This window comes from Shewanella sp. SR44-3 (assembly GCF_014163735.1).
In the GTDB taxonomy this organism is placed as follows: domain Bacteria; phylum Pseudomonadota; class Gammaproteobacteria; order Enterobacterales; family Shewanellaceae; genus Shewanella.
In genome coordinates this window covers 149,949-168,672 of the sequence record NZ_JACJDV010000002.1, presented here as the reverse complement: position 1 = coordinate 168,672, position 18,724 = coordinate 149,949, and the positions used below count along the sequence as shown (strand labels likewise).

At 43.3% G+C, this 18,724-nt stretch carries 20 protein-coding genes; 8 read left to right on the top strand and 12 right to left on the bottom strand.

Annotated elements, in window-relative coordinates:
* Nucleotides 1-101 precede the first annotated feature (101 nt).
* Nucleotides 102-1,229 carry a 4'-phosphopantetheinyl transferase superfamily protein gene (locus H5073_RS02245; RefSeq protein WP_310734219.1) on the top strand — a complete coding sequence of 376 codons (1,128 nt, stop codon included), beginning with the start codon at nt 102-104 and terminating at the stop codon, nt 1,227-1,229.
* A gap of 948 nt (nt 1,230-2,177) precedes the next feature.
* Here the strand turns inward: H5073_RS02245 and H5073_RS02240 are convergent.
* Together H5073_RS02240 and H5073_RS02235 are read right to left on the bottom strand one after the other, a co-directional pair.
* Nucleotides 2,178-2,816 (bottom strand): trimeric intracellular cation channel family protein, encoded by a 639-nt coding sequence (locus H5073_RS02240; protein WP_182676512.1) that lies wholly within the window; start codon nt 2,814-2,816, stop codon nt 2,178-2,180.
* A gap of 423 nt (nt 2,817-3,239) precedes the next feature.
* Nucleotides 3,240-4,187: a DUF5692 family protein gene (locus tag H5073_RS02235; RefSeq protein ID WP_182676510.1), complete on the bottom strand. Its 948-nt coding sequence runs from the start codon at nt 4,185-4,187 to the stop codon at nt 3,240-3,242.
* A 179-nt stretch (nt 4,188-4,366) separates the two neighbouring features.
* Between H5073_RS02235 and H5073_RS02230 the strand changes: the two genes are divergently transcribed.
* From H5073_RS02230 to H5073_RS18235, 4 genes are all read left to right on the top strand, one after another.
* Entirely contained in the window at nt 4,367-5,251 is an 885-nt protein-coding gene (locus H5073_RS02230) for a LysR family transcriptional regulator (RefSeq protein ID WP_182676508.1), read from the top strand.
* Nucleotides 5,252-5,717: 466 nt separating this feature from the next.
* Nucleotides 5,718-6,287: a GNAT family N-acetyltransferase gene (locus tag H5073_RS02225; RefSeq protein WP_259394789.1), complete on the top strand. Its 570-nt coding sequence runs from the start codon at nt 5,718-5,720 to the stop codon at nt 6,285-6,287.
* A 154-nt stretch (nt 6,288-6,441) separates the two neighbouring features.
* Entirely contained in the window at nt 6,442-6,858 is a 417-nt protein-coding gene (locus H5073_RS02220; protein ID WP_182676506.1) for a GFA family protein, read from the top strand.
* Between the two features lie 282 nt (nt 6,859-7,140).
* Nucleotides 7,141-7,404, top strand: coding sequence for a GNAT family N-acetyltransferase (locus tag H5073_RS18235; RefSeq protein WP_310734220.1), 264 nt, complete (start codon nt 7,141-7,143; stop codon nt 7,402-7,404).
* 38 nt (nt 7,405-7,442) lie between these two features.
* Here the strand turns inward: H5073_RS18235 and H5073_RS02210 are convergent, their stop codons facing one another.
* The 3 genes from H5073_RS02210 to H5073_RS02200 all read right to left on the bottom strand — a co-directional run bounded on the left by H5073_RS02210 (nt 7,443) and on the right by H5073_RS02200 (nt 10,728).
* Nucleotides 7,443-7,955, bottom strand: a complete 513-nt coding sequence (locus tag H5073_RS02210; RefSeq protein WP_182676504.1) for a hypothetical protein — start codon at nt 7,953-7,955, stop codon at nt 7,443-7,445.
* 177 nt (nt 7,956-8,132) lie between these two features.
* Nucleotides 8,133-9,248: a M35 family metallo-endopeptidase gene (locus tag H5073_RS02205; RefSeq protein WP_182676502.1), complete on the bottom strand. Its 1,116-nt coding sequence runs from the start codon at nt 9,246-9,248 to the stop codon at nt 8,133-8,135.
* A gap of 595 nt (nt 9,249-9,843) precedes the next feature.
* Nucleotides 9,844-10,728, bottom strand: coding sequence for a GGDEF domain-containing protein (locus H5073_RS02200; protein WP_182676500.1), 885 nt, complete (start codon nt 10,726-10,728; stop codon nt 9,844-9,846).
* A 248-nt stretch (nt 10,729-10,976) separates the two neighbouring features.
* On the opposite strand from H5073_RS02200, the gene H5073_RS02195 reads away from it, so the two are divergent.
* Genes H5073_RS02195 through H5073_RS02185 form a run of 3 tightly spaced genes read left to right on the top strand, consistent with a single transcriptional unit; the run spans nt 10,977 to nt 13,986 of the window.
* A complete protein-coding gene (locus tag H5073_RS02195; protein ID WP_182676498.1) occupies nt 10,977-12,929 on the top strand; it encodes a monovalent cation:proton antiporter-2 (CPA2) family protein in 1,953 nt (650 codons plus the stop codon).
* Between the two features lie 12 nt (nt 12,930-12,941).
* Nucleotides 12,942-13,415, top strand: a complete 474-nt coding sequence (locus H5073_RS02190; protein WP_182676496.1) for a GNAT family N-acetyltransferase — start codon at nt 12,942-12,944, stop codon at nt 13,413-13,415.
* 46 nt (nt 13,416-13,461) lie between these two features.
* Nucleotides 13,462-13,986 carry a DTW domain-containing protein gene (locus H5073_RS02185; RefSeq protein ID WP_182676494.1) on the top strand — a complete coding sequence of 175 codons (525 nt, stop codon included), beginning with the start codon at nt 13,462-13,464 and terminating at the stop codon, nt 13,984-13,986.
* A gap of 37 nt (nt 13,987-14,023) precedes the next feature.
* Here the strand turns inward: H5073_RS02185 and H5073_RS02180 are convergent, their stop codons facing one another.
* From H5073_RS02180 to H5073_RS02150, 7 genes are all read right to left on the bottom strand, one after another.
* Nucleotides 14,024-15,079 (bottom strand): hypothetical protein, encoded by a 1,056-nt coding sequence (locus H5073_RS02180; RefSeq protein WP_182676492.1) that lies wholly within the window; start codon nt 15,077-15,079, stop codon nt 14,024-14,026.
* A 181-nt stretch (nt 15,080-15,260) separates the two neighbouring features.
* A complete protein-coding gene (locus tag H5073_RS02175; protein ID WP_182676490.1) occupies nt 15,261-15,596 on the bottom strand; it encodes a hypothetical protein in 336 nt (111 codons plus the stop codon).
* A gap of 28 nt (nt 15,597-15,624) precedes the next feature.
* A complete protein-coding gene (locus H5073_RS02170; protein WP_220487856.1) occupies nt 15,625-15,981 on the bottom strand; it encodes a hypothetical protein in 357 nt (118 codons plus the stop codon).
* Nucleotides 15,982-16,063: 82 nt separating this feature from the next.
* The gene (locus H5073_RS02165; protein ID WP_182676488.1) at nt 16,064-16,702 is read right to left on the bottom strand and encodes a DUF2589 domain-containing protein; all 639 of its coding nucleotides are present in this window, start codon (nt 16,700-16,702) and stop codon (nt 16,064-16,066) included.
* A gap of 192 nt (nt 16,703-16,894) precedes the next feature.
* Nucleotides 16,895-17,416 carry a DUF2589 domain-containing protein gene (locus H5073_RS02160; protein ID WP_182676486.1) on the bottom strand — a complete coding sequence of 174 codons (522 nt, stop codon included), beginning with the start codon at nt 17,414-17,416 and terminating at the stop codon, nt 16,895-16,897.
* A gap of 194 nt (nt 17,417-17,610) precedes the next feature.
* Nucleotides 17,611-18,183: a pesticin C-terminus-like muramidase gene (locus H5073_RS02155; protein ID WP_182676485.1), complete on the bottom strand. Its 573-nt coding sequence runs from the start codon at nt 18,181-18,183 to the stop codon at nt 17,611-17,613.
* Between the two features lie 101 nt (nt 18,184-18,284).
* Nucleotides 18,285-18,629, bottom strand: coding sequence for a hypothetical protein (locus H5073_RS02150; protein ID WP_182676483.1), 345 nt, complete (start codon nt 18,627-18,629; stop codon nt 18,285-18,287).
* Nucleotides 18,630-18,724: the final 95 nt, after the last annotated feature.

The window sequence follows — 18,724 nt, the reverse complement described above, 5'->3', positions numbered from 1 at the left end:
AAATATAATTTCAAGACAGGGTATTTCGCCGCTGTTATCATGGGCAGGTGAGCCAATTTAATCGCGATACAAGAGATTAATTTCAATACCAAGAGCCCCCTATGCCCAATGAGCTTTCTTCCAACGCGCTTTCCTCTTGTGGAGCCCAAGCCCGTGAGCGGCTAGCAAACGAGCCACTCGTTAGCGAGATGCATCTATACCTGTTGCCGTTAGCTCCCATTAATTCATCTCAACGGGCGCTGTTACTCAAGTGCCTCAGTGACGATGAGCAAGCCAAAGTTGGCCGTTATCAGCCAAAAAGCCGCAATAATGCTTTAATTGTCAGGGCTGCGTTACGCCATGTGCTGTCTTTGCATACGCCTTCACATGGCAGGTTGTTACCTGATGAGTGGCAATTTGAATACGGCAAGCAAGGCAAGCCCGAATTAACGGCGGCGCAATACGCCCAAACGGGGATTAACTTTAACTTAAGTCACTCAGGCGATTGGTTATTGATTGGAGTGCTGCAAGCCCCCGCTCATGGCAAACGTTACGCTTTGGGGGTTGATATCGAGCGCCGCCGCGACAGCACTAACATCCACACTATTCTAAAACGCTATTTCGCTGAGGCTGAAATCACCGACTTATTGGCCTTAGATGCATCCAAGCAGCGGCATCGTTTCTTCGACCTATGGGCATTAAAAGAATCCTACATCAAGGCCTGCGGCAAAGGTCTTGCCATGAAACTTACTCGTTTCAGCTTCGATATTAACGCCGCGCGCCAGCGTCAAAACAGTGATAATACTGCTAGCACTAACAGCAACAGCCAAGAACCAAAGATCCACCGCCTAAGCTTGGACGGCTTGTTTAGCTTTAGCAGTGCAGAAAGTGGTGTTAACCCAGGCCCAAGTGGCTTCAATAGTGCAGAAAGTGGCGTTATGAGTGTTAACTTTCCAGAACCAGTCACACCAGAATCAGTCACAGCTGATATCGACTATTCGCCAGCGCAACAAGCTGTGATGACACGGATAAATCAAGCTCAATCTGGTCACTATGGGTTAGCCGAAAGCCCGTTAACTAAAGGCCTGCAGCTGGATTGGTTGTCTGTACCACTACAGCACAGCCAAGATCAAAAGTTGGAACAAGAGCTAGAGCAGGCAGGCAGCAGCGAGAAAGCAGACAATAGCTGGCACAGTTACCTAGCCCAACTCGACGAGCAGTACCGCATCGGCGTGAGTGTTAGTTTGTGAGATTTAATGCTAAAAACTGAAGATTAGAAAGGGAGTTTGTTTAATTTCGCTATACAGGCTTGCCATGGCGCATTTGTCTCGAGAAAGTCTACGACACGCAGCGTTTGATTTAATCCAGATTCGTCCATGGCTGTTGATTTCAACTAAAGTAGAATATCCTTTCTGATGTGAAAGGACTCACAAATGCTGCGATGGTTAATATCAATATTTAGATTAATGAGTAAGTGAACGAAAACAGAGTATTGGCACTATTCACTGGTTGATTGAAATGATCATACAGTCTCACTCTGGTGTTCACTCTACGACACGCGTGAATACTTCCCTGTAGCTCGCTTCGACGTCCTACTTTTTTACAAGAGTAGACGGTCGTTGCGCAAATCAGCTAAGCTCAACTCGTTAGTTTCAGTGTTAGCTGTGTGCTTAAAATCTTAAAGACTAAATCCAAAAAATTTAACAATGGTGTCATTATAAAATGTAACAATGGGTGTCATTATAAAATGTCTCTATTAAAGAAAAACTGCCTCAGTGGAATACTAGTAATTATCTTGATACTTGGGGTTGGGTTAATGATGGATTTCACAGGCCGAAATCATAAATGGTCAATAATCCAAGGGTCATATATCAGGGTGTAGGGCATGATTTTTTATCGAACAGTTTTTGAGTGGTAAACGTTTTTGCGGTAGCCCTAGGGCATATATGGACGCCCCGATAAGTCAAAGCAATTGTCTGCTCACTGAAGGCTTTTGGCCTTATTTTTCATTCGCTCTACATGTAGAAAACTGTAGCGAATCGCGTAATTTAGCCGCTTTTACTAAACCCAAAAAGTTGTAGATGTTGGAGCGTCCTGTTTAACTCAATATAGTCGCTCCCTTGTAGAGCCTAAACCTGTGTCAAACAATTATTCTTTTACAATGGCTTGTCTGTTCCATTGGGCCAATTTAGTGGCTGTTAATGGATATTGTTTGATTGACATTGATAGTCAAACTTAGGCATTGACCAATGGTAGCGGATTGCAAGCATTCTAAAGCTAAAGCCAAAGGTCAGTGCAACAGATAGGCTTATCCATTCAACAACCCCATTTAGTTTCATCGCCACATATAAAGCAGACGTTAGCAAAGCCACTAATGCATATAGCTCTTTCTGAAAAATAAGCGGGACTTGATTGCATAGCACATCACGGATAACGCCACCAAAAACGCCAGTCACAACTCCCATCGCAATCGCAATCTCAGTGCTGTAACCCAGCATTAAGGTTTTCTGTGCACCCACAATAGAAAATACTGCTAGACCGACAGCATCAATGGCTAGAAACAAGCGTGATAAGTAACGCATTAACGGTGCAATCATCACGGTTAACAGTGAGGCGGTTGCTATGGCTAACAAGTAATGTGCATTTTCAACCCATATTAGGGGGTAATTTCCTAGGAGCATATCGCGCAGGGTGCCACCACCAATCGCGGTGACACAACCAATTATTACCACTCCAAAAAGATCCATCTGTTTTTTACCCGCCGCTAGGGCGCCTGTCATAGCTTCAGCTAAGATGCCGATGAACCATAAAGCACTGATTACTTTTACTTCTAACATAAGATCATTCTAGCTAACCAAAAGAAAGCGGATTTTGCCTGTATTCCAGCATAAAATACAGTAATAAATAATTTTTTAGCATTACTTAATCTAATGGTTGAGTGGTCGGTGCGGCTTCGATTTTACCTTGTATGATTTAGTTGCTTACTATTAAATGACTAAACGTCGTAGGTGTTGCAGTATCTAGTTTAACTAAAAGAGAGTAAGTCACTGCTTAATATCTCTGATGCCTATTTTTATGCGACTTCTGTTTATGCCTTATTGAGCTTAGGTTAATTAAAAAGGCCCGCACCGTATAGATACAGGCCCTGTTGTCTTTCAATATCGTTAGCTAATGGCAAGCTAATGAATTGATGAAAGTTAATAATGTGATATGGCAACAGCAAGCTAGCTCATCACTGGCAACTCAATAGCACTCGATTGCTAGCGCTTAGGTGCAACATAGCCCTCTTTTAAAGCGGCAACCTCATGGTAAGCATTGAGATCTGTGTAAAGCTCATCACGGGTTGGGCTTAGTTTACGATTTCTAATGCGTTTAACTTGGTAGATAAACACTGCTAAGTTAGCCACAAAACTTAAGATAGAAACCAGCCACAGTGCATCTGTACTGCCCGATGATTTCACCGCATAGCTAGAGGTATCGACAAAGGAGGGGAAGGTCATGACAAACATCATCCAAAAGCCTAAAGTATGAGCCCTGTGCTGTAGCCAGGCTCCTTTTTGAATGAAAAAGGCTGGAATAGTACAAGAAAGTAGTAACATAGCACCAGCGTAGAAGGCATGATCTGGTACGCAGTTATACACATAGGCAAAGTTCCACAGATCATAGGCTATGATCCAAAACCACAACATATCTGGCCACAGCATGTCTTTAGTTTTCTTCTTACTGATAAAAATTCCCACCCAGCCGCAAATGGTGACAATATTTAAAATACCGGCTATCCCGTTGAATATGTTCCAAGCGCCGCCTTGGATCATCATGCCATCATGTAGGCTGAGTTCACCAAAACTAGACACCTGAAAATCCCTAAGCACTGCCTCAAAGATATTTACCCCCAAAATTAACGCCGGAAAGAACAGCATAAATTTATTGTTTACTGCGCCCTTTAGGTAGCGCAGTACCATAAAACCAATACATCCGGCTAAGCATGAATAGACTTTCGCCCAGTGAAACCAGGTTCCAACGGTAGAGCCTTCGGCAGAGGTAGTGTCCTGCCAGACAGTAAAAGTCAGCACCAAAGGAAGCACAATAAAACAGGCGATACCCGCCCATAAATTACGCCGTGATATCTCGTTGAGCATGATTAATGCCGCTAATACGGCAACCCCAGCAATAATGTGATGCGAGGATAAGGGTTCAAACAGAAACATAGTCAGACCTCTTGATAGTTAACCTTAACAGCCCTAGCTATGAGTCAATCGCAGTGAGTTAATCATTTACTGGTGATCTGACTCACAACTAGAGTACAAACTCTAGTTTATCGGGATCTATGCTTGGCTAGAAGAGAGTAAAATGAGCGATAAGTGACCTATAAATAGGACAGTAGTCGATGCACAACCTAGATGATTTGCAACTTTTTGCTTTAACCGTACGCTATCAAGGCATAAGTGCTGCAGCTAAAGCCAGCCATTTACAAAGGTCTAAAGTGAGTCGGCGATTGCAGGAGTTGGAACGTCGGCTCGGGTATCAGTTATTGATCAGAACCACTCGCCATATCGAGCTAACAGAGCAAGGAGAATGGCTCTATCAGCAGGTTGAGTCCCATTTAACGACGCTGGATGAAGCGATGACCATGTTAGCGGAGCAAAATCGGGAGCCTAAAGGAAAGCTAAGGATGGCCATTCCTCCGGTGCTTGGGGTGACAGAGTTTTTCACTTCCGTGATTGAGCGCTATACCAGCCTCTACCCCAAGGTAAAACTTGAAATTGAGCATCAAAAACAGGCCATAGATCTAAGGCGGACCAATACAGATATTCAAGTTCTCCCTGTCTATAGTCCGCCAATTAATGATGATTACGTACAGCAATACTTTATTCAGCTCCCCTGCGTTATGGTGGCAAGCCCCAGTTATTTACAAAAAATGGGCCAGCCTAAATCATTAGATGAATTGGCAAGCCACCTGCTACTGGGCAACCGTTACAGTAAAATGCAGCTCCCAAGAAATACCGATTACTATGTTTACAGCGAAGATTTGCACTTGCTCAGAAATATGGCAAGAGATGGCAAAGGCATTACCATGCTGCCAACAGTGATGGTAATGCCAGGCATAAAAGAAGGCATCTTCACCCCATTGTTAGCTAATCATCAATTTGCAGATCTTAAAGTTACACTCATCTATGCTTCAAAGCCGTTTCAGTCTCAAAAGTGTCGTAATATGGTGCAATTACTTAGACAAACCGCCACAGAAAAAGGTGTGATTAGCTATCCCAAATAGCAAGGGATTAAATACAATATCAGTTACTTTAGATTGGTGATATCTTTCATAAAAGAGGAACTAATATCTATCGATGGAAAGTTATTATTAGAGAGTAGAACTTACCACCGAAATATAACCATCCAGCTTAAATAGCATGATTTAGCGTAGGAACTTAAAAATCTTAATGAAGATGCCCGAATTCAACTCCGAAGTGCGCTTCTCCCACCTGAAGGGTGGGATTATTGGGTTTAGACTGAAATTCTGACTAATTTTACTGGCTTTTTCTTTGTTATTGGTGCGCTTTTCTTTGTGTATAAATATCAAGAACAGAATCAAATAAGAAACTATCTTACTTGTTGATGACCATCGTTGAGACGCCCATTTTTATAACGCAGCTTTAGCTCATTGTTTTAGTTGATATTATCAAGCTATACTAGCGCCTATCAAACGGACTTGCACATTATAAAAGGATCATTGAAGTAAAATGCAGAATTTATTACAGGGTCATCAATCAGGGCGAGTGGAGATGATTTCTTCATCGGCTGAGCATATTCGCATAGAGCTTGAAACCCCTGAATTATTGGCTGGGAAATTAAACGCATTTGTGTCAGAACATTGGCCATCGGGAGAGTATGATCGGGATGCAATGGCGTTTTTCCTGTCGTGTTTTGAAACTGGTGGTGATGCAGCGCAAGGCTGGTACGGCTGGTATGCCATCAACATAGATGCGACACAAGGGGCCAGAGCATTAGTCGGAGCCGGTGGTTATTTTGGCCCACCCAATGCTGACGGGATTGTCGAGATTGGCTATTCAGTATTGCCAGAGTGGCAGCGCCGTGGCTACGCCACTGAAATGGTTAACATGTTAGTGTCTCACGCAACATCCTTTGATAACGTAAGTAAAATTATCGCTCATACCTCAGCTGAGAATATCGCCTCCGTTAATGTATTAACCTCTTGTGGCTTTAAAATTGTTGGCGCTTTTGAAGCTAAGAGTGAGGACAAGAGTGAGGGAAATCTACGCTTCGAATATCTAAATGGTAATTTAGGCTAGGTCAGTTTTCTTTATTGTCGTTGCCACGCTTTTTAGCTTTACTTGAACGCAGCATATAATTGAATATGTTCTAGTTTTTTCTGCTTTTTTAGATAATGAGCTAGAGCTTATCTTAAAACGCTATTATCTATTGATCAATTAAGGTGTCATCCACATGACTATCTCTGAAGCCAATTGCCTTTGTGGCGCTGTAAAAATCACTGCCGAAGATATCGACCCCAAATTTACCGTGTGTCATTGCCAATCATGCCGGACCTGGGGCGGCGCGCCATTTTTTGCGGTTAAATGTGGCACTAAAGTGACCATAGAAGGCGATGACAAGGTAAAAATGTACCCATCATCATCTTGGGCGTCTCGCGCTTTTTGCACTGAGTGCGGTACGCATTTGTTTTATAAATTTAACGCCACCGGTGAATATAATATGCCGGTTGGCTTGTTTCCACACTTGCAAGGGCTTGAGATGGATATGCAATACTTTAGCGATATGCGCCCTAATTATTATTGTTTTTCCAATGAAACCAAAGAGATGACAACTGCTGAAATCATGGCTTATTTCGCCTCATCAGTGTAGCTAGCAGTCTAGTCATCAGTGGCGGCAAGCACAACATGGTAGCTGTGCGCTGAGAATTTAGGTCAAACACTTAGCGTCGATATTTAACAAGTAACTGAAAATTAAAAGGTTGTGAAAAATTTTGCATGTCATCGATCTTAACTGGGAGCAAACTATTCCCATCCGGCACAAGGTGTTATGGCCCAATGAAAGCCCGGAGTTTTGTCAGGTTGAGGGCGATAGTGAAGGGTTACATTTCGGTGTGGTTGTCGATAATGACATCTTTGCGTAGCATCTGTATATATCAATGATGGGACTGCTCGATTAAGAAAGTTTGCAACCCTTAGCCAGTTTCAAGGTCAGGGCATAGGCTCATGCATGCTTAATCATATCGTTACCAAGTTAAAACAAGCTAAAGTCAGCTATCTCTGGTTTGATGCTAGAGTCTCAGCTGTAGGGTTTTATCAACATCTCGGTTTTAGCTCACTTGGAGCGCCATTTTATAAAAACGGTGTTGCCTATTATAAAATGCATGCGAATTTGAAACCTCAGCCTGTTAGTGATTGATATTTTTAGCTTATCTTTAAGTGAGTTTTACTGGGCCACTATAATGCCAGCTTGATAGTGGGGCAGGCCAAGGTGAAGCTTTTACTTTTATTGTCCACTTGATGTAACTCAAACGGATTAATGGTAATAAGATAGTCTGCCGAGGGGAGCTCATAGGCTTGGGCTAAGTCGAGCGTCACCGATAAGCTTGTTTTGGCTGCTAGCTGCAAATAGTCTTCAGCATTAGGGGCGCCTCGTTTGGCCAGTGCGCCTTGGTATGGCACTATTTCGCCATCTTTTTCCCCACCTATGACAGTGACACTCATAAAGCGACTGAACCAAGCATCAAATGGCGTGTGCCAGCTGAGAAGCTGCCAAGTGTGACTGCTTTGGTTGGTTAAGCTTACCTGAATCACTTTTTTATCATCTGTTGTTGTGATGCTGCAGCTAACTGGCGGTGTCATGTTCAAGGCTCCATCAAGAGGTTTATCTCCAATTCCATGACCGTGGGCATGTGATGAGATAAACAATAGGGAAAATAATCCGGTTAGGGCGTGAATGATGATTTTCATTATGAGTTCTCTTTTTAATAAACGCTTGTTCGAATTTCTTCATCATTAAATAAACTTAGCTTTGATTTTCACTTATACGCTAACAATAGAGAATAAAAAAGGCGAACCTAGGCCGCCTTCATCGTTTTATCGCTTGAGTCTAACTGTTAGCCATTTTTTGAAAATTAGCTTAGACAGTTAGTTCTGGAAAGGTGTGTTCTCGGCGAAGTATTCATGGCTGTCAGCATTTTTTATTGCTTGAGATGGATTGCTGATGGCAAGGGATTTAGCACCGCTTTGCCCATAAACAATATCATCGGTTCCGGCAACTATGTTGAAGTGGCTTAACTCATGAACAATAGTGCCGCCTTTAGAGTCCGTTCCCGTTGTTGGTGCACTCCAGAAGGCATTACACAGGTAAACTTTATAAGGTTGTGTTGGATACACGTAGGCAAAGTAGCTTTTATTGCAGCTACAATCGAATGTCAGTGGTTGATTATTTAATGCACTGTCTATGTTACTGAAGTTATTAGCGACCGTGCTCCAGCGGCTTGAGCTATAGCTACCAAACCAGGTGTTGTAGCGTGACGTTGGGCTGCTAAATTGCATGTAAGATTTGGCATTAGAAGCCATGCTCCTTGCTGCATTTAAACCGGATAGAATTGAGCTTTGCTCTGAATTACTGCAACGACCAGTGAAAGACACTGAACCACCTGCGGCACTTGCCATAGTACTGATAATGCCATCGGCTGTAATTTGATGAGTCGGCGAGACTTTTTGACGGCCTTCTAGATAGAAGTTTACGCTATTAGTGGCGACTTTATCTTGGCTCGCTTTATCATCCATAGCCCAGCTATTCATTGTCTGAGGATTTTTGCTATTGCTGGCATTAGGCCCTAATAGTTTAATATTGCTGACGTCATAGCTGATGTCATAGTTACCTGTTTGTGACATGTCATAGAGGGATGATAATTCAATTTTGTATGACACACTCTCGCCAGATTTAAGCTTAATGTAATCTTTTATTGTGGGGGCTGGACGCTTGTAATGTGCACCTAAATAGGGCTGTTCTTGGCCATCGACACTGACCTTAAATAATGCCTCTTCCACACCATCAACGGCAGTATACCATTTGAGTAGTTTAACGGCTTTTGGCTCTTCGTTGGTTAATGTTAGCGTGACATACACATCTTGTTGACTAGCATAGCTTTGTTGATCCATGGCGAGGCTTGCACGCACGCCGTCTGCTAATACGCTCGTGCTAAGCAATGCAGCACTGAGTCCGACAAGTTGTAGGGTTGATTTTTTTATCATGAAAGTTGCCTCTGTTTTTCAAGAATATGAGCTAACAAATTTGTTAGTCCAGAACATTAATAGACTTGGTATAACCATGGGTTATCAGAGTATGCATTGCGCTAGCATTGACGCGAATAACCAATATGAATAACCAAGAGTGAACAATTCAGGTTAATTAATTGTTAATTTAATGTTGCAATTGTATTGCAATTTGATTTTAGAGGCAGTAACCATTTTTATTCAAGTTATTTTTCTAGCCCTAGCCAAAAGTAGGGAGTGGCAGTTATCAATTAGTTCAAATGTACTAAGTTAAATGACTAGGTATTTTTAACTAAAGTCAGTATTTTGACTGAATAAAATCAAAGTTAATGGTTGAGTCTGAGTAAATTAGCATATAAGTTTTTTTATAAAAAAACTTATATTTCATCTCATTGCAGCTTTACTTTGGCAGTAGTGGCTTGGGAAATTAATGTCATGAACAAAAAGTATATGTAATACCAAAAAGGAATAAGTGGCAGTGTAGGCATCTAGCTCAAATGGATAAAACATCAACATAATAAAGCCCGCTTTAGTGCGGGCTCTATGCTCTGTATTGTTCCACTGTGAATGTTGCTTAACTAACTTTGTCGATTTTAAAACCGTTTCTTCCATCGGCTTTAGCACTGTATAAGGCTTTGTCAGCAAACTCATAAAGTTGCTCTGGGCTTTGAGCATTTTTATAGCCGGCAATACCCATACTGGTTTGCACGTTAAATTGATTAAGCACTGGATTGGCTGGTAGGAATTCCATGATCCTTTGACACAATATGCCAGCGGCGTCTTCATCACCTTGAACTATGATAACAAATTCGTCACCACCAATTCTAAAAGCTTGATCTGTATTACGGATCGCCTTGTTTATAACATTGGCAAACTCAATCAATACGGTGTCGCCAAGCTTATGGCCGAACTCATCATTTAAATTTTTGAACCTGTCTAAATCCAGCACTACCAAAGAAACATTGCCATGCTTACGTTGGGCACGTGCCAGGGCATTGTGGATAGATTGGCCGTAATAATGACGATTACCTAAGCCAGTTAATGCATCAAACATGGCTTGGTTGGCCATCTTTTGGTATTTAAGCGCATTGATAAATGGCAAGGCAAACAGTGGTTCTACTTTTTCAAGTAACACAAGTTGTAAGGGGGTTAATGGCACTGACAATTGGTATTGAAATACCATGCTGGTGTCATTGTGTAACAGGGTTCTTTGTAGGCTTAGACCATGGTGACGCCCCCAGCTGAGTTTTTTCTGCTCTACTGAAAGTTGCACACCTTGGATCGGCAATTGTTGGCCGATTAATTTGCCGAAACAGGCAAACACTGTCCTCGGCTCTAAACTCGCATGTAATTGCTGAATGACTTGGATCAGATCAAACTCTGGCTCATCCTTGAGGTAAGAGTCTGACTGATACCAGTACTCTTCAGGATACAGTTGTGTTGCTAAGGCAAAATCCATAGTGATACTCCAACAAGATACATCTAAATACGTGGTCTGGCTCGATTGATTAGGCGTTAATGACGCTTTATTTTCGCTACTAAGCCAGCCGACATTAATCATTAAGCAATTACTGTGCCTAAAATGTTTTTTTGTTGTTTTTTATATGGTTGCTATCTTTATAACGTCTCTGTTAAAACTAGTGGTACCCAGAGGTGATTTCCCTAATCTAGAAATCGTCATTTAATTGACAAGGAGAGTGTGACTACATGGACCACAGCATCTTTATTCAGATCTTATCTATGTTGGTTATCGCCATTGTGGCTATTGCTATGTTAAGACGCATAGGCTTGCCGCCTATCTTGGCTTACCTGCTGACAGGGGTACTTAGTGGCCCCAGTGGTTTTCATTGGTTCACTCAGTTGCAAATGCAATCGGTTGCCGAACTTGGGGTGGTGTTATTGATGTTCACCCTTGGGCTTGAGTTCTCTGTGCCTAGACTGTGGGCTATGCGCCGTACAGTATTTGGTTTAGGTAGCGCGCAGATGATAGTGACTGCAGTACTTGCTGGTGCTACGGCATTATTATTGGGGCAAAATGGGGTTTCGGCTTTGGTGATTGGTGCGGCGATTGCGTTGTCTTCAACCGCTATCGTACTTAAATTATTGAATGAGCAAGGCTGGCTTAGACGTCGTCATGGGGAATTGTCAGTCAGTGTATTGTTATTTCAAGATTTGGCAGTGGTACCGTTATTGATTGTGTTACCACTATTGTCTAATGATGGTGCGCCCATTGGCTCAGCCGATATTGCTTGGGGCCTGCTCAAGGGCATTTTAGCCTTTATTGGTTTAATGTCCTTTGGTAAGTGGGTGCTGCCAAGGATATTTGATGAAGTGGCGCGCTCCCGTTCAAATGAACTGTTTGTGTTATCGACCTTAGTCGTGGCCTTGGTTACTGGTGCCTTTACCCAATGGCTAGGCTTGTCCATGGCGCTAGGAGCATTTATTGCCGGTATGCTATTAGGCGAGAGCCAATACCGACGTCAACTTGAGGCAGATATTCGCCCATTTCGCGATTTATTGATGGGCTTGTTTTTTATTTCTATTGGTATGTTGCTGGATTTTGGCCTAGTAATGCAGTACTGGTGGCAGGTTATTCTGATTTTACTGGCCGTGGTTATCACTAAAGCGGCAGTGGTTTATGGATTACTAAAACTGGTTGGCGAACCCTTTAAGGTCGCCATGAGCACAGCAATTAGCTTGGCTCAGGTGGGGGAGTTCAGCTTTGTGCTGCTGGCTCTGGCGGTCAATTATCAATTATTGGAAAATCAAATTAGCACTATTTTGGTGATGGTGGCGGTATTATCCATGTCCATTGCTCCATGGTTGGTGCGCAACAGTGTAACCATAGCCAAAAAATTGCAGGGCAATCATAAGGGATCGCATCAGGAGTTAGCGCCAGCTAACGTGCCTCACAGCGACAGCCAAGAATTAGTGCTTATCCTAGGTTATGGCCGAGTAGGGCAAACCATTGCCCGTTTTTTAAAAACCGAGGCTGTACCCTATATGGTGCTGGATTTAGATCCCACCCGAGTGTCAGAGGCGCGGGCGGCAGCTGAGCCAGTATACTTTGGCGATGCTTGTAAGTTGGGAATTTTAAAGCAAATAGGCATTCGCCAAGCTAACATGGTGGTGCTGACATTTTGCGAGCCCAGACAATCGGAAGAGTGTTTGGCTTTGTGCCGTAAGTTAGCGCCGGATGCAAAAATTTTAGTGCGCACTCGAGATGACAGCGAGTTGACTGAGCTTAAAGAGGCGGGAGCGACTCAGGTCATTCCTGAAACTTTAGAAGGCAGCTTAATGCTGGTTTCCCAAGTATTGTATCAATGTGGAGTGCCCTTAGCGCGGATTTTAAAACGCTTAGAATCAGAGCGGCGCAATCATTATCAATATCTGCATGGATTTTTCTCTGGTGCAGAAACGGATTTCACTTTAGATTTACTCCATGCGGTGACCTTAACCACTAGCGCCAGTGCGGTTGGAAAAATGTTGGTAGATATCCCTTGGGAGACTTTGGGGGTGGAGCTTAGGGCGATTCGCCGCAGTGGCGCTGAGTTTGATAATCCCCCCGAGGATTGGCAACTGCGCAAAAACGACATTTTGTTGCTGGTGGGTAAGACTCATCAAATTGAAAAAGCAGAAGAATATCTACTGCAAGGATAAGGAGAACGATTAATGAGGTTAAGGGAGGCGCAGTTGACCGATGCCAGTCACATAAGTGCGCTGATCAGCGTACTCGCTAAACAAGATATTTTACCAAGCTGCAGTGAGTCTGGAGGGAAAAAATTACTTGAGTCTATGAGTCAAGAAGCCATAGAAGGTTATCTTGCTGGACCATTTTGTTACCATTTAATGGAAGATGGTGACTTGTTGGTGGGCGTAATTGGCATGCGAGATGACAGCCATTTATATCATCTGTTTGTGGCGAAAACCCATCAAGGTCAAGGCATTGGCACCGCACTCTGGTGCCATGCCAAAAATGAATGTTTGGCGAAGGGTAATACAGGCCGTTTTACTGTCAATAGCGCGTTAAATGCCCAAGGGGTTTACCTTAAACTGGGGTTTTTACCACTGGGGGCTATTCGTGAAACCCAGGGGATTATAGATATTCCTATGGAGCTAGTGACGGAGTCACTGCATAACTTATAACATCTTTTAAAATCATTATTTACCTCCTTTCGAAGAATGAATTCCTATGAAGTTAGTCTTATTGACCCATAGCCGGGAGCTTGAACGTCCGAGCAATACAGGCAAGTTGGTGCATGCTGTGCTGGAAAATACCACCGATATGCAAGTTTGCACTGTGGTTTGGCAACGAAAACAGCCTTGTGCGCAATTGCTCGCCCAGCTTGCCACTGAATCATGGGCGCTTCTTTATCCCGGGAGTGAGACTGTCGCAGCTTGTGAGGTGCTGCAAAGTTGCAGTATTGGGTCATTGAAAATGCCATTAAATAGGTCAGTGAAAGGACTTGTGTTACTCGATGCTACCTGGCAAGAAGCGCAGAAGATGTATAACCAAAGCCCGTATTTGCATCAGTTAACCAAAATGTTAATTGAACAGACTAAGCCTTCTGTTTATCGGCTGCGGCGTAATCAAAAAGATTATGGCCTGTGCACCGCAGAGTGCATCAGCGCAATACTTTGTTATTTGGGTTTACACTCTGAAGCGGAGCAATTACTGCAGGACTTAGAAGCCATGCAGCAAGGGCTTGGACGTTAGCATTTGCCCTTAACGTTGTTGTTTGTTGGGAGGAGGTTTATATATTGGCCCAGAGGCTAATCGCCACCATGGCCGCCAGTATGGATGGCCAGAAAATCACTTTCGGTAGCAAGTTATCTCTGTAATCTATGATAGGGCTTAATAGTTTGATTTTTATTGAAAATAAGTACACGTTCGCTGTGGTTATGATTAACACGCAGTACATCAAAATATAGAAGTACTCCATATAGACTATGCTGGTGGCTTCAAATTTTTCTCGCAGCTGGATGTGTGCCAACATCACCACAAAAAACAGTGCCGAGCTGGTATTAATAAAGCCGGTGGCATTAAAGCCTAAACGCTGACTGTGCTGCTTTTTGTGGCTGACGGTAAGCAAGGCCGCAAACAAAAGTGATGCCACTAGAAAAAGTGGTAATAGATTGACAATAAACGCATTTTCAAACTTTCTCTTGATAACAATATTGTACTGTAATTCAGGGAAACCTTGTTTCCCGACAAAGTGTGCCATGCCAAAATCAGTGGTGTAATTGGAATGATGATAATCAAAATAGGTGTTTTCACGCTCCCACGTGCCCAGCACAATTTGCTCCTCTATGCCGAAAATATCCTCCACCCCAGTCGCATCATAAGCGTCAAAATCTGGCACTAATATTACATGGGCATAAAAATCCTTCGGCCAGAGGCGCAGCCACACGGTCTTATGATCAAAAGGATAGTTGTCGTAATCGAAGGGTTGGCGCACTGTGGTATCAAAATACCAACCGATAATGTCACTTTCGCCTTCTTTAAGACGATAGATTTCCACCGGTTGATTGTCACTGCCTGAATTGACTTCTTCGGGAAAAATAATCCCTTCATGCAGCCCTGCGCGATGGAGTGCATCTAATTCTCCAGCGTCAAAGCGCTGCCACAAATAACCGTTAATATTGACATCACTTGAATTGATAAATTGCAGTGATTGAATAAAAACTCCAGTGTGCACTTGGGTTGGAGGATGATTAAGAGGGCTTAAAGTCGGCTCATTGGCGCGTAAATAGTCAGTTACATCGCTGGTATTTGTCAGTTGCTGGGGATTTACTTCATAGTGATTCATCTCGCTCCACAGCTGAACCAGCCAAAGTGATAGTAGAATTGAAATGAGCGTAGAAGCCAGCCAGAAACTTGACGTTTTTATGTGCATCATCTGCGAACCTCCTGTAAAAAATTTTTGACATGGCACGTTGAAAAAATCCCCTAAAGAGATGGGCACTTTAGGGGATAGGCAAAGTTAACCTTTATTGATACTTAGGCTTGGCATTAGGGAAAGCATTAATGGCTTGGGCCAAGGTATTGAGGGTATTTTGGTTGCCATTGAGCGGAACAAAAGCATGGCGACTTGTATGTTGATAATCGCCGTTATAGTACTCTCGAGCTCGGCCTTCAACATTGCTAATGTCATAGTCTGCATATTCCCTGACTTTATTACGGCCTATATTGTCTTGATGACCATGATCTTGAGTAATACGACCAAATTTATTACCGTTTTTAAAGTACACTGTGGGATTGTTATTCAAATCCCCTGTGTAACCTATGATGTTGCTCTTAACATAAAAATCTGTTTCGTAAGGCATGGTATTTCTCCTTGTTCCATTGAGGAACTTATTCATATTGACCCACGATTTGCTCAACCTTTTTAGGGTCGATTTGGAAGTTAGGTTTAGCTCGCTTACTTTCCTCCAGCCACATGGGTGGTTTTTTAAAGCCGATGTGATAAACCACAGCCTCTAGCACCACTTGATGCTCACCGATGCGGACCACTGAAAAGCTGCGTTCGACGCCGATGATCCTGCCTTTAGGGAACTCAGTTAAGCAGCGATTAATAATGGCAAGCTTGGCTTGAGTCTCCTCTTCTGTGGGGATTTGCCCAGGATCTGTCGTGCCGACGACAACCCGCTCTATATAACCCACATCTGTGATATCAAAGGTATTAACGCTTTGGCTTGGGGTATTAAACATCAGGCTCTCCTTGAAAGCTGGCCCCTTTGAGAGCCAGCACTATCTTGACTTTACTGCTTGGTTGTACGGCTCGCTTTTAGGGCTAAGCGGTACGGCTTTGAGGCTGTGTTACTGTGTCATCTTGGGTACCCGTAGGTACTGGCAGGATAGACTGATGCAGAATATCCATCACTTTAGACAGGCCTTCAGGCGTGCCCAGCTGGCGTGCCTTAACCGAGACATCGTATTTTGCCGAGTTATCAGAGCTACGCTGACTCTCTTTACTCGACGCAATAGAGCCTTGGGCTTTGACCTTGATACTGAAGGGACCAATAGAGCCTGAGACTTCAGCTTCAAAGGAAGCTTGTCTTGAGTCCTTGGTTTGTTCACTGAAGGAAGATTTCACTTCCATCATGAAATTTACATCCACTTCAGTGACCTGCAGCGTTGGCACAGAAACAATGGCAATAAAAGGCACATTGATGCTGTATTCACGCTTTACCCGTTTTATGCTGCCATCGGCTTGGGGATCTTCTTCGTACTTATCGTACTTAAAGTCCACATAGCGCACTTTTTGCAGCTTACTGGTGGGATCAGTAACAAATCCTACTGATTCAATAAAGTCAGAGGTGGCTTTAGCCAGAGAGATCTGAGCGTCACAGGCGGCCGCTAACGGCCCACCGATCAACTGATCCATTGGTAGACCACCAAATTGGTCTGACATTTTTACTAATTCACCCATAATAATTCCTCGCTCGTTGCTGGGTTATGAGGAGGTGCTTCCTTGCGTGGCGTAGGGCCTTTAAGATTGTGTTGGTTATAGTTTTATATTGCGTTATCAGCTGCTTAAATAGCATTTATGCTAAAGACAACCTAGGCATGCGATAAAACACCAACCAGCAATGACAAAGTCTACACTCAAGCTGAACACGTCCTAGAAGAGCTTTAGAAGTTCATTTTGTAATTTCAAAAAGGCTTCTGTGGGCTCGCTACTCTCAAATTCGATTTCCATGCTGGCTTGGCGTGGGGTGCTAGCGCCCTTTGCATTGCCAGTAAACAAATCGGTTGAGAGAATTTTTTTGATTCTTTTTACCGTCCCAGTGCCAATAAGCGGCTTAGTATCTGAGTCGGTTTCATCTTCTTTCACCTCGACACTGCCTAAAGCTATGTCGAACTTAGTAATTAATTTCTTGATTTTTATGGGGTTCATCTGCATCAGTGTCAGTAGCGGAATTTCAATATCTCGCTCGACGGACTCGCCCCCAGCTTGCCTTTGTTCTATGTGATTTGGGTGTAACGACGGCACTTTGAAGGTGATCGTCTTAGGCCTACCATCGGCATCAAACCAATCATTGAGGTTGTTCATGGTTTGCCGCTCAAGCTGATCTTGGGCATCGGCAATGGAATTCATAATGGCTTCAACAAGATTTTGTAAGGTTAGGCTTTGTTTGGACACGGCTTTTCTCCTCGATATTTTTTGGTTCCACCTTGAGATTGGTGGTTAAATAATTGATAAGTTATTAAAAAATGGCATGACTTGGCTGCCTCAGGGCGTTATATGGCTCTGGGTTCAAGGCCTGTGCCTGTTGGGTTGCTGGCCCGTTACATAAACGTGCTAGGGCTTATGTGCTAAGGCTTATGTTCTAGGGGCTAGGGCTTAGCATTAGTGCTTTGGGCAAGCCAAGCGGCCAGTAAATCAGCCTCTTGATGGCGCCGAGTGGGGTACTTATCACCAAAATTTCTTAGGTTAGCTAAGGCTTGTTGCCATTGCCCTTGGGTGACTTGGCGCCAAAAGTTGGGCGTGCGCTTAGCAAGGTTGCCGTATTGGAATGCGACCGAGGCAATAATGGTGGCACAGGGAGAGGGCAGGGAGTCAAAGTCCTGATAGGGGCTGGCTTGTTGCCAGGCTTTACATAGACGGCTAATGGCTGCCGATTTAGTGTAGCTGTCAATTTCGTTAGCTTGGTTATCATCTATGGCTAATGGCATTGCCGATAAGCAATCGACAGCTGCTTGTTTCGTTTTACCCACATAGGGCAATAATTTTTCGGCAAGCTCTGGGCTAAATTGAGCTTTGATTTCATCTCTTGAGCATTGGCCGATATCAAAGCCTGAGGCCACAGTGACCCCTGATTGACTTTGCTTAGGATCAGGGACATAACCTGTCAGGCTGAAGCCTTCTAGCTTATGAATGAAATCAAAATCGATATTGTGGTTGTCCATAACGCCTTCCTTGTGTTCGTCAATGAGTCACGATCACAAGGTTAGGCACTTGAAGGTTTTTTTTCAGTATCAGTTCAGTATCAGTTCAGTATCAGTTGAGCTTAGCGCTCAAATATAAAAGCCAGTTGATTACTGTGGGGAGTGTGATGATCTGGATGAAGGTTTGAGTGATGTGCAGCATCAATGTGCGGTTGTTGCCCTGAGTCATAATTAATGATGGCCTTATCAATCATGGCATCGTTAGACTCAAGTAAAATCGTGAGTAATTGTTGGCATAAGCAGTTGATGGCATTTCTGTGTTTATTGCCTTCAAGAGCTAAGACATAAACCCAGATGATTTGGGTTTTATAGTAACGGCAAGATTGGATAAGAGACTCTATGGGTAATGGGTCAACTAAATTTAATGGGTACTGAGGACTGTCATGGAGTAATTGATCTAGGGGCACTTTAAAGAAAATGGCAAAATTTCTGGCGATTCGCCGAGATACAGGTTTGCCAAGTTCTGCACGTTTGATGGAGGAGCTAGAAAGAGGGATACGAG